The sequence below is a fragment of the Streptomyces sp. NPDC101166 genome (genome assembly GCF_044768125.1).
In the GTDB taxonomy this organism is placed as follows: Bacteria; Actinomycetota; Actinomycetes; order Streptomycetales; family Streptomycetaceae; genus Streptomyces.
This window is the reverse complement of record NZ_JBIWPF010000001.1, coordinates 106,216-123,694: the sequence shown is the minus strand read 5'-3', so window position 1 is coordinate 123,694 and position 17,479 is coordinate 106,216. Positions and strand designations below refer to the sequence as shown.

Below are 17,479 nucleotides of genomic sequence, written 5' to 3'. Positions count from 1 at the left end.
ATGGCGTTGCACTGTCGCCAGCACCGGGCCGACGAGGAGGCGTCCGCATGACGATCCGCTTGACACTTCTGTGCGTGCGTCCGACGCACACCACCTTCGGCCCCGCACCGCTCAGCGAGCGTGACCTCGACGGCGCGGGCGCCTCCCTGGCGTCGCTTCCCGCGCACACGGCGACCCTGATGTCCCCTTCGGTGGCTTCCGCGCTGGTCGCCACAGCCCTCGGACTGCGGGCCGCGGTGGAGCCCGAGCTGCGCGACATCGACTACGGCGCCTGGCGTGGCCGCACGGTCGCCGAGATCGTCGCCGCGGACCCGTACGGGTACAGCAGGTGGCTGACCGACCCGGACGCCGCCCCGCACGGCGGCGAGACCACGCGCCGGCTCTGCGAGCGGATCGGGGACTGGCTCAGCGAGCTGCCGCCGGACACCGCCCGCACCCTGGCCATCGTCGAAGCGCCCGTGCTGCAGGCCGTGCTCGTCCACGCCCTGGCCGCGCCGCTGCGGGCATTCTGGAAACTTCCGGTGCCGCCCCTGCGCACGGTCCACCTCACGTGCCGTGACGGCGTCTGGAACATCAGGACGGCTTACGTCTCCTCTGTCCAGGACCTTCGTCAGTCACCGTCCGTGCCCCTCACCACGCTGACCGCGCCCGGCGTGGTCAGCCATCACGGAATCCATGTCTGACGGAGCGGCGTTCCGACGATGCTGCCGCCGTCCGCCCCCAACTGCCCTGACACTGAACCGACTTGTCTGCCCTGCTTTCGGTGTGGTCCTTGACCTCAAGCGTGCTTGAGGTGCCAAAGTGGCCTGCATGACCACCGAGACCGCAGACATCAAAGCCATCGAACAGGTCGTGGCCGCCGTCGAGCGCGCCCAGCGCGCCAAGGACGTGGAGGGTTTCCTCGCGCTGTTCCATCCTGACGCCCTGTGGACCACCGCACACGGCAAGGTCCTCATCGGCTTCGACGCGATCGCCGCGTTCACCCGCACCGTCCTGCCCACCGCGAGCTGGGACGGTGAGGTCACCTACGAGGCGGTGCACACGCAGTTCCTGCGGCCCGACGTGGCGGCCGTCAAGGTCCGCCAGGTGTACCACTCGGCAGAGGGCGACAGCGAAGGAGCTCCGCTCTACGTCATGACCAAGCAGGACGACGGCAGGTGGCTGCTGCACGCATGCCAGAACACCGAGGTGCGTGCCGGTTAGGTACCCGGGCGATCGCCCGGTCGGGCCTCAGGTGCGCCGGCGTGCGATGACGGATCGGCGTCCCGCGCGGAGGCGGCGAGGTCGCCGGCAGACGGGCCCAGAGGTCCTCGACCTGGTGCGCCAGCGACAAGCCCGCCACCGGTGACGACGCCGCCACGCTCGCCGACGACATGGCCGCCCTGATGACCGCGCTGGGTCGCGACCGCTTCGCCGTCGTCGGCTACGACCTCGGCATGCTGGTCGGCCACGCACTGGCCGCGAGTCACCGCGACCGCGTCACCCGGCTCGTCGGCGCCGAGTCGATCCTCCCCGGCGTCTCGCCGTCCCCGCCGCTGATGTCGGACCCGGCCACCAACGAATTCCTGTGGCACTTCGCCTTCAACCGGCTGCAGGACATCAACGAGCGCATGGTCGCCGGCCGCGAGGAGATCTACTTCGGCCACACCTTCACGTCCAGGACCGCCACCCCCGGCGCCATCCCGCAGCACGTCATCGATGTCTACGTCGACCAGCTGCGCGACCCTGCCGCCCTGCGGGCCAGCTTCGAGTTCTACCGGACTCTGGAGACATCCGCCGAACACGTCCTGCGCTGGCGCGACGAGGGCCCGCTGACCATCCCGGTCCTGGCGGTGGGCGGCCAGTACAGCACAGGCGCCATGCCGGAGGAGACCATGCGCATGGTGGCCACGGACGTCACCGGGCTGGTCATCCCCGAAGCCGGCCACTTCCTGCCCGAAGAGGCGCCGGCCGAGCTCGGTCAGGCGCTGCTGGACTTCCTGCGCTGACTGGCCGCGTACGGCGAGAGGCCGCCGGACGCGGCGGGGCGCCGGGCGCCGGACAGGCCGCGCGTGCGGACGCCGTCCCGGATCGGTCAGGGCGCGGAGCTCCGGTCGTCGTGACAACCGCTCAGGAGTCGCCTCTGAGCCGGTCGCGCTGGAGTTGGCAGGCGAGGGCACGTCGCATGGAAGCCGATCCGGTGGCGGTGACCCTCGCGGGGATGTCGAGTCCGCGACTGATCTCGTCGTATGCGCTGCGGTAACTGCTCGGCATCTCCGTCCGGTGCGCCATGAGGTCCTCTTCGACGAGGCGCCGCAACTCGTCGACGTTCTGGGGCGTGAAGCGCTTCTTGCCTCTGGCGAGGGCGTGGAGACAGCGAGCGCAGCGGGCGCTGTCATGGTTCTCGGCGATCTCCTCGGCGAGGCCCCAGAGGCGTCCTTCGAGCCAGGGCACGTCGTACTGGTCGAGGGAGAACGTCGTCGGGGGGAGCGGCTCGCCCGTCCTGTACTTCATGACCTGCTTGGACACGGCGGGCTGACTCATCTCGGTGAGCCGCGCGATCCTGTCCTGGGTCCAGCCGAAGTCGGCGAACAGCTTGACCATGTCGGCGCGCAGCCGGCGCATCTCCTCGCCCGCGCGGATGACCTCGTTCATGCCGGCGAGCATGCGTTTCGCCTGCTCCTCGGTCAGCGTCCCGGGCTGATGGTGCGCGTGCTCCTCGCCTGCCATGACCCGGTTATACACCGAACCGGCCCGGTGTCATAACCCAGTTGTACAACCGGGTTATGACTGACAGGATCCGCGCCATGCCCACCTTCTCGGCACCTGACGGAACCCGGCTCGCCTACCGTGTGACCGGAGACGGCGACCCGCTCGTCTGCCTCCCGGGAGGTCCCGCCGGCTCCCGCTACCTCGCAGACCTGGGCGGCCTGTCCGCCCACCGCAAGTTGATCATTCCCGATCTCCGAGGCACCGGGCGGTCCGCGATCCCCGACGACACCTCCACCTACCGCTGCGATCATCTGGTCGACGACGTCGAGGCTCTACGGGAGCACCTCGCGCTCCCTCGGATGGACCTGCTCGGCCACTCCGCCGGGACGAACATCGCGACGCAGTACACGGCCCGGTATCCGAAGAACGTCGGCAAACTCGCCCTGATCGGCCCCAGTCCCCGGGCCGTCGGCATCGCGGTCAGTGCGCAGACGCGGCGGGAGCTTGCGCTGCTCCGTGCGCACGAGTCGTGGTTCCCGCAGGCGTTCGCCGCTCTGGAGGCGATCGCCGAGGGCGCGGGCGGCGACTGGGAAGCCCTCGCTCCCTTCTTCTGGGGCCGATGGGACGCGACGGCCCGGCGCCTCCACTCGGCCGGCCGGCCGGAGAACGAGGAAGCCGTCACGCTCTTCGCGGCCGAAGGCGCCTTCGACCCGCAGACCACACGTGCGGCGCTCGCCGCCCGCGAGGCCCCCGTACTGCTGCTCACCGGAGAGTTCGACATGAACAGCCCTCCTCGGTCGGCGGCCGAGTTCGCGGCGCTGTTCCCCGACGCCCGCCTCGTGGTTCAGCCCGGAGCGGGCCACTACCCCTGGGTCGACGACGCCGACCGGTTCGTGGCGGCCACCGCGGCATTCCTGGGGTGAAGAACCCCGCCTGCGCAGGCGGCGCACCAGCTGATCCCGGCCGCCACCGGCTCTCGACGTCGGCCGGCTCGATGTCCGCCGATGTGGTCTGTGGCGAAGGTCACGCCCCCCTACATACCTACTGGTCGGTACCCTGCGAGGGCGAAGCCGTGAACGACAGGAGACGCGATGTCTGCGACCAACCGCCAGATCCGTCTGGCAGCCCGCCCCGTGGGCGAGGTCAAGCCCGAAGACTGGCAGCACTGTTCCGAGCCCGCCGACGAGCCGGGCCCGGGCCGGTTCGCCGGCCGGACGCGCGTCATCTCCCTGGACCCTGCCATGCGGGGCTGGCTGGACGACCGCCCCTCCTATCTGCCGCCGGTGGGCATCGGCGAGGTGATGCGCGCCGGATCGGTCATCGAGGTCACCGCATCCAACCACCCCGACTACCAGCCCGGCGATCACGTGGTCGGCACCTTCGGCGTCCAGGAGTACGTCGTCTCCGACGGCAAGGGCGCACTGAAGATCGACACCTCCCTCGCCCCGCCCTCGACGTACCTCGGAGCGCTGGGCATGCCCGGCATGACCGCCTACTTCGGCCTGCTGGACGTCGGCGCCCTCAAGGACGGCGAGACCGTCGTCGTGTCGGGCGCGGCCGGAGCGGTCGGCACCATCGCCGGTCAGATCGCCAAGGCCAAGGGCTGCCGGGTCGTGGGCATCGCCGGCGGGCCGGACAAGTGCGCCATGCTCACCGACGAACTCGGATTCGACGCGGCGATCGACTACCGCGCCGAGGACGTCAGGAAGGCGCTGCGACGCGAGGCCCCCGACGGCATCGACGTCTACTTCGACAACGTCGGCGGGGACATCCTCGACGCGGCCCTTACCCGGCTGGCGATGCACGCGCGCGTCGTGATCTGCGGCGCGATCAGCCAGTACAACAACGCCACGCCGGTCAAGGGCCCGTCCAACTACCTCTCGCTGCTCGTGCGCCGCGCCCGCATGGAGGGCTTCGTCGTCTTCGACTACGCCAAGCGCTACGCACAGGCCGCGCAGGACATCTCCGCCTGGATCGCGGACGGCCGCATCAAGGTCAAGGAACACGTGGTGACGGGAAGCGTGGACGACTTCCCCGAGACGCTGGGGATGCTCTTCCGCGGCGAGAACGTCGGCAAGCTCGTCCTGGAACTGGCGTGACCGCCGTCGAGAGCGACGCCGCCGAGCGGCAAGGACCCGCGGACGGCGCCGCGCTCCGGGGCAAGGTGGCCGTCGTCACCGGCGGCGCCGGCGGCCTGGGCCGCGCCACGGCGCTGACGCTGGCGCAGGCGGGCGCGCGCGTGGTCGTCGCGGACCTCGACGAACGGGGCGGCCGCGAGGTGGCCGACCTGACCGGCGGCCACTTCCTCGCCTGCGACGTCTCCGACCCCGACGCCAACCGCGCGCTCGTGGACTTCGCCGTGGAGCAGTGCGGCGGCGTCGACATCGCGGTGCTCAACGCCGGGGTGGCGACCGGATGCGGCCTCGGCGACGACTTCGACCTGGCACGCTACCGGCGCGCCATGGGCGCCAACCTCGACGGCGTGGTCTTCGGCACTCACGCCTTCCTGCCGGCGCTGCGGGCCCGCGGCGGCGGTTCGATCGTGGCGACCGCGTCCCTGGCCGGGCTGACGGCCGTACCGCTCGACCCTGTCTACGCGGCCAACAAGCACGCGGTCGTGGGACTCGCCCGCTCCCTGGGGCCGGCTCTCGCCCCGGAGAGCGTGCGCTTCAACGCCGTCTGCCCGGGCTTCGCGGAGTCGCGCATCATCGACCCGCTGCGCGACATCCTCTCCAGCCAGGGACTGCCGATCATCCCGGCCGAGGTCGTGGCGGACACGGTGCTGCGGATCGTCACCGGAGACGGCACGGGGGAGTGCTGGTTCATCCAGCCCGGCCGCGACCCGGAACCGTTCCGATTTCCTACGGTCCCCGGCCCGGGCCGAACTGCCGCCGCCTGAGCGGAGGTATTCGGCATGTCCGGCCGTGCCGGAGGAATCGGGCACTCGGCGTGGCGGACCACGGTGCAGGGCGGTTCGCCATCGGCAGCGCCACGCCGAAGGTGACCGGGTGGGGGCTCGGCGGGGTACGCCGGGTCCCACCCCGGCCGTGAGGTTCCCGCCCGCGGCGGCCACCATGAAGGCCACGCGCAATTTCCCCGAAAGGCATGCTCACCATGAAGCCGTCCGACCCCACCCAGCACGCGTCCGTCGTCAGCACGATCGACCACCGCGCGGCGGTCGAAGCGGAGACCGCCCGCTTCGTCGCAGTGATCAAGGACGCGGACATGGCCACAGCGGTGCCGAGCTGCCCCGGGTGGACGCTGGCCGACCTGGTCAAGCACGCGGGCAGCGTCCAGCGCTGGTTCTCCGTCCTGCTGCGGGCACGTATCCAGGAACCCCCGCGTACACGTGAAGTGGGCCTTCGGCTCCCGGACCGTGTGAACGGATACGCCCACTGGCTGGCCGAGAGCGCGACGGTGGCCGCGGACGCCTTCGCGGCCACCGACCCGGACCTGCCGATGTGGGCATGGGGCGCCGACCAGCACGCCCGGTTCTGGGCACGCCGGATGCTCTTCGAGACACTGCTGCACCGGGCCGACGCGGAGCTCGCACTCGGGCTCCGGCCCGCCGTGGACCGCCCGGCCGCGGTCGACGGGATCGACGAGTTCCTCGTCAATCTGCCTTTCGCCGCCTTTTTTGCCCCGAAGGTGGCCAACCTGTCCGGCAGCGACAGCACCATCCGCTTCCGCGCGACCGACGGTGACGACGCCTGGGTCGTCCGCCTGCGGCCCGACGGCTTCGGCCTCGACACCGCCCACCCGGCCGCGGCCGCCGCCGACGCGACCGTCCGGGGAACCGCCGCCGACTTGCTGTTTCTCCTCTACGGCCGACTGCCCTACGAGGCAGAGGCCCTGGCCCACGAGGGAGACGAGCGACTGCTGGCCCACTGGTTCGCCAACTCCTCCTTCTGACGTCCTGGATCGTCAAGGACCCCGGGTGGAGCCGGCAGGCCCTGACGGAGGAGGACAGAGCTGAGGGCCGCCGTCTGCAGTGCAGCGGCGGCCCTCGGTCGTGCTCCGTCCCGATGCCGTTCAGACCACCACGATGACGACGACAGCGCCGTCGTTGAAGTTGTCGTGGAAGTTGCAATCGTCGTTCCACCAGCGGTGGTGATCGCACCAGTCACGGTTGACCAGGGGTGAAGGGTGCGCCGGGGCGGCTGAGGCTGTACTCGCTGCGCCGACCGTGGCACCCCCGGCCATGAGAACTCCGACCGCGGAGGCCGCGAGGAGACGCCTCACGCGTTGTGCATTCATTGGTCTGCTCCTTCCACCCCTCACGCGTCGCCGACACACAAGAGCCGGCCGCGGTTGACAGGGAGACTGCGGCGCGGTCCCGGAGTGCCGTCCCACTCGAAAGGCTATGCTCCCTCCGCGGAATCCGCCGCTCAGGCACAGTGAGCGCACCGGTCCGAGGAAGGCCCCGCTCACGGGGTCTCCTGGAGATCCACGAGCACGCCGGAGAGGCGGTGCCGGTGACCGGTCAGCGGTTCCCGGTCATCGACTCCGAAGGTCGTCCGGCCGTCACCGTCGAGCTCGTCGGCGTGCGCGTCGTTCCCATGAAGGAGATCGACGACGACTTCGCGCGAGCCGGGGACACGGTCACGCGGAGCGAGGGCGTGAGCGAGTACCTGGGGCACACCCCGGTCGTCGTCGACGACACTCTCGTCGTCGCGGAACGCTTCCGGGTGGTCGAGCCCGACGGCTCGGCCGGCCGGTGACCCGTCCGACCGGTGCCGGCGGACAACTACGTGGGGCTGCCGACGACTTGGGCGACGCGATCGCGCACCGTGCCATCGCGGACAAGGAGGCGGCAGCCGTCCCGTCCAGGGCGAGGTGATCGATCATTTAGTGGGTGATGAGCGGTCCAACCCCTATATCGTTCACGCCCATGAACACGATCAGACGTTTATTCAACCGCCTGTCTCTGGCAGGCCTGGCGGTGGTGACTCTCGCCGCGTCCCTCGTGTGGCTGCAGACCGGGTCGGCACAGGCGGCTTACGCCGACTGCGAGCCGACGAAGTTCTGCCTGTACACCGAGCCCGGCGGCAAGGGCGACATGGTCGCGATCTCGCCGGGCGTCGAACTCGACTACGCCACCGACGCACGCCTGCAGGGCAAGACCTTCCGGTCGGTCCGCAACCGTACCCTTCTGTGGGGCTGTCTGTACGACGATCCCGAGTACGGCGGCACCGCCATGCAGGCCGTCACGCCCGAGCGAACCGGCGACGCCACGCTCGGCGCCGACTTCTCGAACATGACCCCCGCCTCGCACAAGTTCGTCAAGTCGCAGTCGGCCTGCCGAACCGGGTTCGAGCGCTGCACCGCCACGCGCGTGTGCATCTTCAAGGGCCCCAGCGGACGCGGTGTCGGCGGCGTCACCACGCAGGACGACCTCGGCAACGGGGTGTCCGGCAACAGCAGTTACTCCAAGACCTGGAACGACGCGGTCGTGTCCGTCTCCAACCGGTCGGACAAGGTCGCCTGCTTCTATCCGGAGCCCGGCTACACCGGAAGGTGGCAGGACCAGGGGACGTCCTTCCGGGCCTACGTCCTGCTGCCCGGCGAGGAGACGACCCTTCCCACGCCCCTCCGATCGAAATTCAGCTCCCACAAGCTCGCCGACTCCGAGTCGGGGTGCTGACCATGGCGAACACATCCGGCATTACGCGTACTCCGGCCGTCACAGCCGTCATCGCTCGCAGACCCCGTGCACAGCGTGTGCGCCGTGTCGCGGCGCTGCCCGTCGCCCTGGTGACTCTGGCGCTGACCCAGTCCGCGGCGAGCGCGATCGCCACCCCCGCACCTGACCCGGTGACCTCGATCCTGGACGGACTGACGCCCCATCACCTGGTCGTGGCGGACGGGGTCGAGCGGACGACGTACTCCGCCGACTCCTCACCCCTCGTGGTCCGTGTCGCGGTCATCGACCCCGACAAGGGGGCGGTCTCCGTGCGCAGCACAGTGGGCGCGGCAGTGGGCATGAAGGAAGCCACGACCAAGATGCTGGCCACCGTCGGCGCCTCGGCGGCCGACCGACCCCATGTCGGCGTCAACGGCGGTTACTCCGTCGCCTACAAGGACGAGGACGCCGCCGGCAAGGGGATCCTCGAGGACCGGTCGATCCCCATGGTGGCCTCGGTCCAGGAGGACGTCGTGCAGGGAGCGTCCTGCACGAACGGACAGAACGCCGTCGTCCTCCAGCACGGTCGGCCGCACTTCACCAGGATCACCACCACGCTGCAGATCAAATCCCTCGGGTCCACCGCGGGCGACGCCGACGACGCGATACGCACGCTCGACGGAGTCAATCGGTACCCGGGCTGGATCCCGTTCTGCAGACAAAGCGCCGACGACAGGCTGCCTCCCTTCCTCAAGGACGCCGACGGGCAGCCGGTCCGGGACGCCGCCGGCAAGCTCCAGTACGTGGACGAGAAGGGCAGGGTGATCAAGAGCGGGCCCTACTACGAGGACGACGGCGAGATCGTCGTCTTCACCTCCGGCTACGGCCTGCGGACGCCGTACCCCGATCACACGCCCTTCGTGAAGGCGGACAACGCCGAGGGCGTCGAGGTCGCCGTCGACGCCGGGGGCTACGTCGTCAGCAAGACGGCCAAGCGAGGCGGCACCGCCATTCCCGCGAACGGAATGGTCCTCCAGGGCATCGGCTCGGCGCAGAACGGCGACGAGGCCGGAGCCAAGTGGCTTGACGAGCACGCCAAGGTGGGAACGAAACTCGTCAGGACGCAGCAGGTCACCGACATCGGTTTCAACACCGACCCTGCCGACGACGAAGACCTCGCCCTCGATCCCGCCCATCCGTCCGTCGACGTCGTCAACGGCACCCACCTTCTGATGCGCGACAACGAGGTCGTGCCCCCGGAGGAAGGCGGCAACGAGAGGCCGGACCCCCGTACGGCGATCGGCACGGACGCTACAGGCCGAACGCTCCTCGTCGTCGTCACGTCGAAGACCGAGGGCGAGCGCCTCGGTGTGCCGATCCACGACCTGGCGAAGATCATGCAGGATCTCGGAGCCGTGGACGCACTCAACCTGGACGGTGGCGGCTCCACCACGTTCGTGGTCGACGGCCAGGTCAAGAACGTGCTCGCCGACCCGGGAGGAGTCGAAAGGCCCGTCTACGACAGCGTCTACGCCGGACGGGGCGGTCACGGCCTGCCGGCCACCGGCGGCTGACCCGCCCGCTCCGCCCCGGGACCGGCCGCGGCTTCCCGGAGCCCACGGACCGCCGCGCAGCCTCGTCGGCCGCGCGGCGGCCCCCGCCCGCCCGGTGGACGACGTCTGCCGACGTCCGCTCAGCCTGAGCCGCCGGCGTCGGCCTGAGGCGCGCCGTGCCGGGGCCGGAACGGGCTGGAGCCGCCGAAGCCCCTGTACGGGCCCCGACGGCTCCCACGCACGTGACGGGTGCGTGCCCGTTGTTCGACGTGCCGCGTCTACCGTGCCGCGTGGCCGAAGCGGGCGCCGACGGCCGGGAGGCCACCGGAGCCGGGCTGGTAGGTGGTGACAGCGGCGATCGTGCCGCCGGCGGTCACGTTCGACATCGGCAGTGCGTACAGCGCGCCGTGGGCGCTCGGACCGTACGGCATGCCGACGTACAGCTTGGTGCCGGTGAAGTGGATGCTCGTGCCGACGTACTGGTTGGCGCCCGGCGTCCCCGGGATGCCGTCCCCGTCACCCGGCTCCAGCCACTTGTCGTTGGCGCCCGGCGTCCCCAGGAGCGAGAAGGTGCTGATGGCACCCGCGTTCGCCGCCGTACCGGTCTTTTCGTCCGGGACGCCGACGGCCATCCTCAGCGTCGCCGCCGTACTCACCGCGCGCGGCGCGGTGTTCACGGCGGTCACGGTCGCACCGAAGCGGTCGCCGGCCTCGGCGCTGCCCGACACGTCGTCGTCGGCGGTGCCCGTCGTGTAGGAGTTGAGCTCGCTGTACGTGCCCGAGGCGGTGACACGGAAGGTCTGAACGGTACCCGTGTCGGCCTTGGTCGCGCCGGCGATGGCGAGGTCCTCACCGGGCGAGCCGACCGCGAGGATGGATTCGGTGGCGGCCGCCGCGCCCGACGGGCGGTAGGGGACCAGAGCCAGGGATGTGCCGAACTGGTCACCGGCCTCGGCGGTGTCGGAAACCGTGTCCAGTTCCTGGTCGAGCCCGAACCGCGGGGTCGGCCTGCCCTCGGCGTTCAGCTTGTTGGGGTCGAAGACCGCCAGGTTGCCCGCGTTCGCGTTCGAACCGATGGCCTCGCCAGGTGCGCTGATGACGATGTGGTTGGCGTCAGCCGCCACCGCGCCGCCGAAACCGTCGTTGGCCTCCGCCGCGCCCGGCACGTCCAGGCTGTCCTGGTGGATGGAGACGTTGGTCGTGCCGTGGACGTAGAACGCCTGGCCCGCCTTCGTGAGGGAGCCCAGAGCCTCGCCAGGCTCACCGATCACCAGGAAGGGTTCGCCTGCGGCGGTGGTGCCGGCTGCGAGCGCGTGGCCGAGACGGTCGCCGCTCTCGTTTCCGGATGCGCCCAGCGAGCCGGAGCCGGCGCCCTGCTGGTAGTTGGTGTCCTTCTTGGCGCCCGTGCCGACACCGCCCGGGGCGCCGTGCAGGATGTCGACCATGCCGGTGTCAGTGGCGCTGCCGAGGTCCTCGGAGGGGGTGCCGACCACCAGGTCGGTGCAGCCGTCCTCGTCGTAGTCGACGGTGGCGAGCGCCTCACCGAACCAGTCGCCGGGCTCGGAGGCGTCCGCCACCCAGGCGAGGTCCTGGGTGATCTCGGCGGTGCCCTTGCCGCCGCCGTACACGACCCGGACGAGACCGGCGTCGGCGTCGGCGCCGACCGTCGCCTTGGGGTCGGCGACGGCGATGTCCTCGACGCCGTCGCAGTTGAAGTCGGTGACGCGGGTCGCCCCGACCTTGGAGTTCACCCAGGAAGCAAGATCGTCGACGCGGGAGGTGATGGCGCCGGTGCTGGTCACGGTCGGGTCGATGCCGAAGCAACCGCCCTGGAAGGAGCGGCTGTTGAGGGCGACCAGCTGGTGGATGCCGCCCGCCACGCGCACCACGGGCCCGCCGCTGTCGCCCATGCACGCGGCAGCGCCGTCCTTGCCGGTGACCGTGGCCGTGGTGGCGTCCGAGGAGTCCACCGAGAACGCGCCGGTGTGCAGCCTCAGGGGCGCCCATTCGGTCTTGGTGCGGCCGTACCCGGCGAACTGAAGCTCTTCGCCCGCGGTGGGCGCGGCGGCGGCCAAGGCGATGGGGGCGACGTTGGTGACCGGCCGGCTCAGTCGGGCCAGGACGACGTCGCGATCGGTACGCGGGACGAGCTCGACGACCTTCCGCACGGCGCCGTCCGCGCCGGAGAGGTCGGAGCGCCCGATGGTCGCGGTCGTCGGAAGTGCCGGCTTGCCGGCGGGCACGGCGAGGCTGGTCGCCGGGTTGTCGACGAAGCAGCTGGCCGCGGTGAGCAGCCACTCGGCGTCGACCAGGGTGGCGGAGCAGCCGCGGGTGCTGCCGCCGACGTTCAGTTGCGCGGTGTAGGAGTAGGCGGGGTCACCGGAGGTGACCGGCTTGCCGGACACGGCGGAGGCTGGAGCGGTGCACAGCGCGATCGGGACCGATATTAAGACCGCGGCGAGCGCGGACAGACGCAGTGGTCTGGTGTGTGGCATCAACATTTCCTCGGTGAGGGATCCGCCGCATCCGGTGCGTTCCGGAAGCAGCGGGTGGCATGTTCGTGAACTGATGCTTGGCGATGGTGATCTCCACGAGCATATAACTACGCTCCAGTTCGTCCGCTCTCTCGCCGACTGAGGCCAAGTCGTCCTCGCCGACGTCGATTTCAGCGGCCCGCCGGCAGCCCGGACGACCCGTTCGCGCAGCTCGGCTCCGGGCCCTGGATGGGTGGAGCGGCGACGGACACTTCCCCCGGGGCGGAGGAGGCCGGGACCGCCGACTTGCCGCCTCCGGGACTGTTCGGACCGCGGACACCATCCGGCCGGCCCCATGGATTCGGGCCCGGGCCGCGACCAGGATTGCCTCATGCGATGCACAAGCGCTTCCGGTTTCCCCAGCTCCTCCGGTCCCTCTGATTCCTCGCCCGTACCTGTGACGCGGCGGCAACTGCGGGCCCGCGCGGGCGCCTTGGCCGCACTGGGCGCCGCTTCGGCTCTCGGCAGCCCGACCGCACGCGCTTCGGCCGCCCCGAAGGAGCCGAACGGGCTGCCGTCCCGGATGACCGGCACGGTCGACCCGGCGCGGTTCACCGTGAGCCGGCGGGCCTGCCTCACCGCCTTCTTCGATCAGCCTCTGCGCGGCCGCCACCAGCCGCTGCTCGACGGCCCCTCGCTGCTCCACCCCGATGTGCGGTTCGTCGGCTGAGGAGCTGACCGGGCGGTGGTCGGAACGCTTGCCGGACCACGGCGTGCGGGGTTCGACGAAGGCGCGTCGCGGAGCAACGCGCAGTGGACGCCGGCCCGACGCCCGGGCGAGGCAGGGAACACGTACAGGGCGGCAGTCGGCGACCCCGGCTCGGGGCCACGGTGTCGCGTAGGGCCGGCTCCGGGCGCACGGCGGCGCGGCGGGCCAGAGGTCTGCGAACGCGACATTACCGTCATGGTGTGACGGGAACCCATGCCGACCAGCGGTGGTCCGACTCCATGCCGGCGGCCTACGAGCAGTACCTCGTACCGGTGGTCTTCCGGCCCTTCGCCGAGGACATGGTCGCGAAGGCGGCGGCGCTCCGCCCTCGACGAATCCTCGAACTGGCGGCCGGGACCGGCGTCCTGACGTCGCATCTGCTCGACATCGCGTCGGCGCCCGAAGTGACGGCCACCGACCTGAACGAGGCCATGGTCGCCTTCGGGTCGGCCCGGGCGCCGGGCGCGGTGTGGCGGCAGGCCGACGCGCAGCGGCTGCCGTTCCCCGGCGGAGGCTTCGATCTGGTGGTCTGCCAGTTCGGCGTGATGTTCCTTCCCGACCGGGTCGCGGCCTTCACCGATGTCCGGCGGGTCCTGGCCCCGGGCGGCCGGTTCCTGTTCAGCACCTGGGGCCCGCTCGGGACGCACGCCTTCGAGGTCGCGTTGCAGGCAGGGCTGGAGCGGGCCTTTCCGGTCGATCCACCGCGGTTCTTCCCGACGGTTCCGCACGGCTACGCGGACCCTGCTGTCGTGGTCGCTGATCTGGCGGCCGCCGGGCTCGCCGTCGAGGAGGAGCAGGAGTTGACGCTTCAGGGCCGGGCGGCGTCGATCGCCGACCTCGCCACGGGGTACCTCACCGGAACACCGGTGCGCGCGGCCGTCGAGGCGCGCGGCGACGCATCGGCTGTCCGGGCGACCGTCGTCGAGGAGATGACGGCCCGTCTGGGGCCGGGACCTGTCAGCGCCCCGATGACCGCGTACGTCTTCCGCGCCGCAGCCTGAACGCCGCAGGACGTGGCGCGCGCGGGTGCGAGTGGACGTCGTAATGGTCGGCGGTTGAGGAATCGGACGACGCTGTGCAGCGCGTCTCGCGCGCGTTCTGACGGACCGGAGAACGCCGACTGGTGAGCAGGGCGCCCCACAAGACCGCCGCCCGTCCACGGGGGAGGGGCGGCGGCCTTGCGGGATGCGGTCATTCGGTGGGGCGCCGCTCGGGCGCCCCATCGCCGGGACAGGTCAGTCCACCCACCACTTGCCGCACTTGGTGATGCCGTCGAACTCGCCACAGGCGCGCGCGGCGTAGTTGGAGTTGTAGACCGACTGCGTACGGCTGCCGGTGTAGGGGCCGCACATCTTCCAGCCGTCGCGCTTCGCCTGCTGGTCGCTGACGATGCCCTTGAAGTCGGGGAACGAGCGGAAGCTGCGGTCGACCCACAGCCGGTCGCCGGACTGGCGGCCGGACTTGATCTCCGCGCGGCTGTAGCGGTCGAGCGCCGACTCGTTCTGCAGCTCGACGCGGCGGCCGCGGAAGTCGAACGAGGCTCCGGACTCGACGGCGCGGAAACGGCCGATGACGGCGATGCCGTCGCAGTCGTCCTCGGTGGCCGAGGCCGACGTCGCGGGGACGAAGACTGCGGCGCCACTGCCGATCAGCACGGCCGAGGCCGCGGCCACGCGGCCCAAACGGGACTTCTTCACACGGGTTCCTTTGTTGAGTGACATGTACGGGTGGGGAGCTACCGCTGCGCTCGCCGGACCGGGACCCGGACGACTGAAGTGCGTCGCCATCCCGGTTCCGCTCAGCGGCATTCCGCTCCGCCCACCGAATGGTGCGCCACGGACCTTGTGGAAACCTTGCGAACGAGAGTCTGTGTCAGGTGGGGACGCTACTTTCGAAACACGTCCTGGGAGCGAACCTGGGCATGCTCCATCAGGAAGGCCCCCGCATGGGCTGCGGCCTCTTCCCTCGTCGCGTACCAGGTGTCGGTGTCGGCCGCGCCGTGCGTACCGTCGGCGGCCTCGGCGACCCACCTCCATCCGCCGGAGGACGGCTCCTGCGTCAACTCGGCGGAACCCCCGCACAGTTCGAGCACGGGGATCGTCTGCCCTGTCGCGGCTGTGGGGCGAGGAACGGCATCAGGCCACTTCTTGCGGGCGCCCTGGCGGGTGATGCCCCAGGCTGCGCCCATCTGCTCGTAGCTGGCGCCGTACGACCCGGCGGTTCTCGCCGCGATGGCCGTCAACCGCTTGACCTCCGCGTCCACCGCCTTCCAGGCGACCAGTACGGACAGGGCCACTTCAACCGGATCGGCCTCCCACATGCGTTCCTCGGGCAGCCCTGAGGTCCTGGCGCGCAGGACCGATGCGAGGGGATTCAGGGCGTCGTAGAGGGCCTTGTCGAGCTGCACCTGCTCTTCGAAGGTGATCTCGTGCGCAGTCATGCGACAACTTTAGTTACCGCAACAGGAAACGTAAACCTTTGTTACCGGACTCGATCCCGCGGCGCGCGCCCGAGTCCAAACCGCCCAGGGTCATGCCGATGACTTTCCGGCGGCCGTGCGGTCTACCTGTCGACGAAGGGAGCGCACCATGCGCGAGATCATCGTTTGCACGTTTCTGACGCTGGACGGCGTCATGCAGGCGCCGGGCGGTCCGGACGGACACCGAGAGCGGCTTCGAGCACGGCGGCTGGCAGAAGCCGGTGAGCGACGACGAGGTCGGCGCGGCCGTCGCCGGTTGGTACGAGCACTCCGACGCGATGCTGCTCGGCCGCAAGACGTACGAGATCTTCGCGTCGTACTGGCCGACCGCCGACCCCGACAACCCGTTCACCGCCCGGATGAACAGCATGCACAAGTACGTGGCGTCCCGGACCCTGACGTCCGTCGAGTGGCAGAACTCCACGCTGCTGGAGGGTGACGTCGTCGAAGCCGTACGGAGGCTGAAGGCGTCCGACGGCGGCACCGTCAACGTCGTCGGCAGTGGCGACCTCGCCCAGACCCTCATGCGGCACAACCTCGTCGACGAGTACCGGCTGACCTTCCATCCGGTGATCATCGGCACCGGCAAGCGGCTGTTCGCCGACGGAGCGATCCCCACCGCGCTGGAGCCGGTCAGCGTCTCGACGACGAAGGGCGGCACCGTCGTCGGTGTCTACCGGCCGAACGGCCGGCCCGGTCACGACAGCTATGCATAGGGCATGGCCCTTCCGGAGCCCGGCATCCTGGAGGTTCCCTGCGGCCGCGATCCCAGTAGGGTCGTGAAGATGCCGAAACCGACCGCAGGGAGCGCTGCACCCGTGGACAGGGGCAGCAGACTCGCTCAGGTGTACCGCCGCTTCGGCGAGGCCGAGGCCGATGCCGCGGGAACCTCGCCGCTGTACGAGCGTGTCGCCGTCGCCGTGAGTGAATCCGATGAGGTGCTGCGCGCCATCCAGGCGGCGCCGGCGCCCAAGCGGCATCCCACGGTGATCCTCGCCGCGCTGCACGATCTCGCCCTCGCCGGACGTGCCCCGGCGCTCGCCGCGGCCTACGCCGCCGCGGATGCCGACGCTGCCGCCGACGCGGCGATCGACACGCTGCTGCGCATGACCGATGACGTCGTGGCCATCGCCGTGCGGCGCAAGGTGCGGCCCGAGGAGACCGGACGCTGCGCCGTGCTGTATCCGGCCGTTGCCGAGGCCGCACGCCGGGCAGGCGCGCAGACGGCGGGGCTGATCGATGTGGGCCGCTCGGCCGGGCTCAACCTCAGTGTCGACCGCGTCGGCATCACCTACGGCAACGGTCCATCGCTGGGCGACCCGGCGTCTCCCGTGCGGATGACGTCTTCGATCGTGGGAGACCGGCCCGTCCCGGCGCGCGCGATGCCCGAGATCGTGGCCCGGATCGCCGTCGACCGCGATCCCACGGACGTGACCGACGCGGACGACAGCCGGTGGCTGCGTGCCTGCTGCCGACCGGACCAGCCGGAGCGTGCCGCGAGGCTCGACGCGGAGTTGGCGTTGGCGGCGACGGCCCCTCCGCTGCTCCTGCGTGGCGACCCCGTCGAGGTTCTGCCCGACGCCATCGCCTGTGTGCCCGCGGACGCGTTGCCTGTCGTCACCACGACGTGGGCGCTGTCGCAGTTCCCGCTCGGCGGCCGCCGGCGCTTCCTGGAGCGTCTGGTGGAAGCGGCGGCCGCCCGGCCGGTGGCCTGGGTGTCAGCGGAGGGAGTCGGCGTCGCGCCGACGATCCCGACACTCGGGGATCGCCGCGCCTCCGGTCACAGCATCATCGGCGTGGCGTTCTTCGACGGGTCGGTTCGGTCCGCCGAGGCGATCGGCCGCTGCTGGTCGCGAGGCCGTCTGCTGGCGTGGCTGGCCGACCGGTGAC

Annotated in this window: 18 protein-coding genes and 1 pseudogene; 14 read left to right on the top strand and 5 right to left on the bottom strand. The window is 70.8% G+C overall.

Annotation, left to right across the window (positions count from 1 at the left end):
- The first annotated feature begins 47 nt into the window (after positions 1-47).
- The 3 genes from ACIRS4_RS00590 (at position 48) to ACIRS4_RS00580 (ending at position 1,988) form a co-directional block, all read left to right on the top strand.
- Positions 48-683: a histidine phosphatase family protein gene (locus ACIRS4_RS00590; protein ID WP_404187883.1), complete on the top strand. Its 636-nt coding sequence runs from the start codon at positions 48-50 to the stop codon at positions 681-683.
- Positions 684-810: 127 nt separating this feature from the next.
- Positions 811-1,203, top strand: coding sequence for an SgcJ/EcaC family oxidoreductase (locus tag ACIRS4_RS00585; protein WP_404187880.1), 393 nt, complete (start codon positions 811-813; stop codon positions 1,201-1,203).
- Positions 1,204-1,256: 53 nt separating this feature from the next.
- On the top strand, positions 1,257-1,988 hold the full coding sequence (locus ACIRS4_RS00580) for an alpha/beta fold hydrolase (RefSeq protein WP_404189719.1): 732 nt from the start codon (positions 1,257-1,259) through the stop codon (positions 1,986-1,988).
- Positions 1,989-2,109: 121 nt separating this feature from the next.
- Here ACIRS4_RS00580 and ACIRS4_RS00575 read toward each other — a convergent pair whose 3' ends face one another.
- The gene (locus tag ACIRS4_RS00575; RefSeq protein WP_404187877.1) at positions 2,110-2,709 is read right to left on the bottom strand and encodes a sigma-70 family RNA polymerase sigma factor; all 600 of its coding nucleotides are present in this window, start codon (positions 2,707-2,709) and stop codon (positions 2,110-2,112) included.
- A gap of 77 nt (positions 2,710-2,786) precedes the next feature.
- On the opposite strand from ACIRS4_RS00575, the gene ACIRS4_RS00570 reads away from it, so the two are divergent.
- From ACIRS4_RS00570 to ACIRS4_RS00555, 4 genes are all read left to right on the top strand, one after another.
- On the top strand, positions 2,787-3,614 hold the full coding sequence (locus tag ACIRS4_RS00570; RefSeq protein ID WP_404189716.1) for an alpha/beta fold hydrolase: 828 nt from the start codon (positions 2,787-2,789) through the stop codon (positions 3,612-3,614).
- A gap of 168 nt (positions 3,615-3,782) precedes the next feature.
- On the top strand, positions 3,783-4,790 hold the full coding sequence (locus ACIRS4_RS00565; protein ID WP_404187874.1) for an NADP-dependent oxidoreductase: 1,008 nt from the start codon (positions 3,783-3,785) through the stop codon (positions 4,788-4,790).
- Complete coding sequence (locus tag ACIRS4_RS00560) at positions 4,787-5,590, top strand: SDR family NAD(P)-dependent oxidoreductase (RefSeq protein ID WP_404187871.1); 804 nt, start codon at positions 4,787-4,789, stop codon at positions 5,588-5,590. Before ACIRS4_RS00565 ends, ACIRS4_RS00560 begins: the two co-directional genes overlap by 4 nt.
- A gap of 215 nt (positions 5,591-5,805) precedes the next feature.
- Positions 5,806-6,603, top strand: a complete 798-nt coding sequence (locus ACIRS4_RS00555; RefSeq protein ID WP_404187868.1) for a maleylpyruvate isomerase family mycothiol-dependent enzyme — start codon at positions 5,806-5,808, stop codon at positions 6,601-6,603.
- Positions 6,604-6,723: 120 nt separating this feature from the next.
- Here the strand turns inward: ACIRS4_RS00555 and ACIRS4_RS00550 are convergent, their stop codons facing one another.
- Entirely contained in the window at positions 6,724-6,948 is a 225-nt protein-coding gene (locus tag ACIRS4_RS00550; RefSeq protein ID WP_404187865.1) for a hypothetical protein, read from the bottom strand.
- Here ACIRS4_RS00550 and ACIRS4_RS00545 point away from each other — a divergent pair.
- The 3 genes from ACIRS4_RS00545 (at position 6,939) to ACIRS4_RS00535 (ending at position 9,888) form a co-directional block, all read left to right on the top strand.
- Positions 6,939-7,412, top strand: a complete 474-nt coding sequence (locus ACIRS4_RS00545) for an ASCH domain-containing protein (RefSeq protein WP_404187862.1) — start codon at positions 6,939-6,941, stop codon at positions 7,410-7,412. The two genes, ACIRS4_RS00550 and ACIRS4_RS00545, sit on opposite strands and share 10 nt — an antisense overlap.
- A 170-nt stretch (positions 7,413-7,582) precedes the next feature.
- Positions 7,583-8,335: a peptidase inhibitor family I36 protein gene (locus tag ACIRS4_RS00540; protein WP_404187859.1), complete on the top strand. Its 753-nt coding sequence runs from the start codon at positions 7,583-7,585 to the stop codon at positions 8,333-8,335.
- A 2-nt stretch (positions 8,336-8,337) separates the two neighbouring features.
- Complete coding sequence (locus ACIRS4_RS00535; protein WP_404187856.1) at positions 8,338-9,888, top strand: phosphodiester glycosidase family protein; 1,551 nt, start codon at positions 8,338-8,340, stop codon at positions 9,886-9,888.
- A 257-nt stretch (positions 9,889-10,145) separates the two neighbouring features.
- On the opposite strand, the gene ACIRS4_RS00530 is transcribed toward ACIRS4_RS00535, so the two are convergent.
- Positions 10,146-12,362, bottom strand: a complete 2,217-nt coding sequence (locus ACIRS4_RS00530) for a trypsin-like serine protease (protein WP_404187853.1) — start codon at positions 12,360-12,362, stop codon at positions 10,146-10,148.
- Between the two features lie 436 nt (positions 12,363-12,798).
- Here ACIRS4_RS00530 and ACIRS4_RS00525 point away from each other — a divergent pair, with 436 nt between their 5' ends.
- Both ACIRS4_RS00525 and ACIRS4_RS00520 read left to right on the top strand, forming a co-directional pair.
- Entirely contained in the window at positions 12,799-13,071 is a 273-nt protein-coding gene (locus tag ACIRS4_RS00525) for a hypothetical protein (protein ID WP_404187850.1), read from the top strand.
- A gap of 278 nt (positions 13,072-13,349) precedes the next feature.
- Complete coding sequence (locus ACIRS4_RS00520) at positions 13,350-14,111, top strand: class I SAM-dependent methyltransferase (protein WP_404189713.1); 762 nt, start codon at positions 13,350-13,352, stop codon at positions 14,109-14,111.
- Positions 14,112-14,345: 234 nt separating this feature from the next.
- On the opposite strand, the gene ACIRS4_RS00515 is transcribed toward ACIRS4_RS00520, so the two are convergent.
- Both ACIRS4_RS00515 and ACIRS4_RS00510 read right to left on the bottom strand, forming a co-directional pair.
- On the bottom strand, positions 14,346-14,807 hold the full coding sequence (locus ACIRS4_RS00515; RefSeq protein ID WP_404187847.1) for a hypothetical protein: 462 nt from the start codon (positions 14,805-14,807) through the stop codon (positions 14,346-14,348).
- A 188-nt stretch (positions 14,808-14,995) separates the two neighbouring features.
- Positions 14,996-15,550 (bottom strand): hypothetical protein, encoded by a 555-nt coding sequence (locus ACIRS4_RS00510; RefSeq protein ID WP_404187844.1) that lies wholly within the window; start codon positions 15,548-15,550, stop codon positions 14,996-14,998.
- A gap of 148 nt (positions 15,551-15,698) precedes the next feature.
- Between ACIRS4_RS00510 and ACIRS4_RS00505 the strand changes: the two are divergent.
- Both ACIRS4_RS00505 and ACIRS4_RS00500 read left to right on the top strand, forming a co-directional pair.
- Positions 15,699-16,305, top strand: a pseudogene (locus ACIRS4_RS00505) (dihydrofolate reductase family protein).
- Between the two features lie 102 nt (positions 16,306-16,407).
- Entirely contained in the window at positions 16,408-17,478 is a 1,071-nt protein-coding gene (locus ACIRS4_RS00500) for a DUF2332 domain-containing protein (protein WP_404187841.1), read from the top strand.
- The last annotated feature ends 1 nt before the right edge of the window (position 17,479 follow it).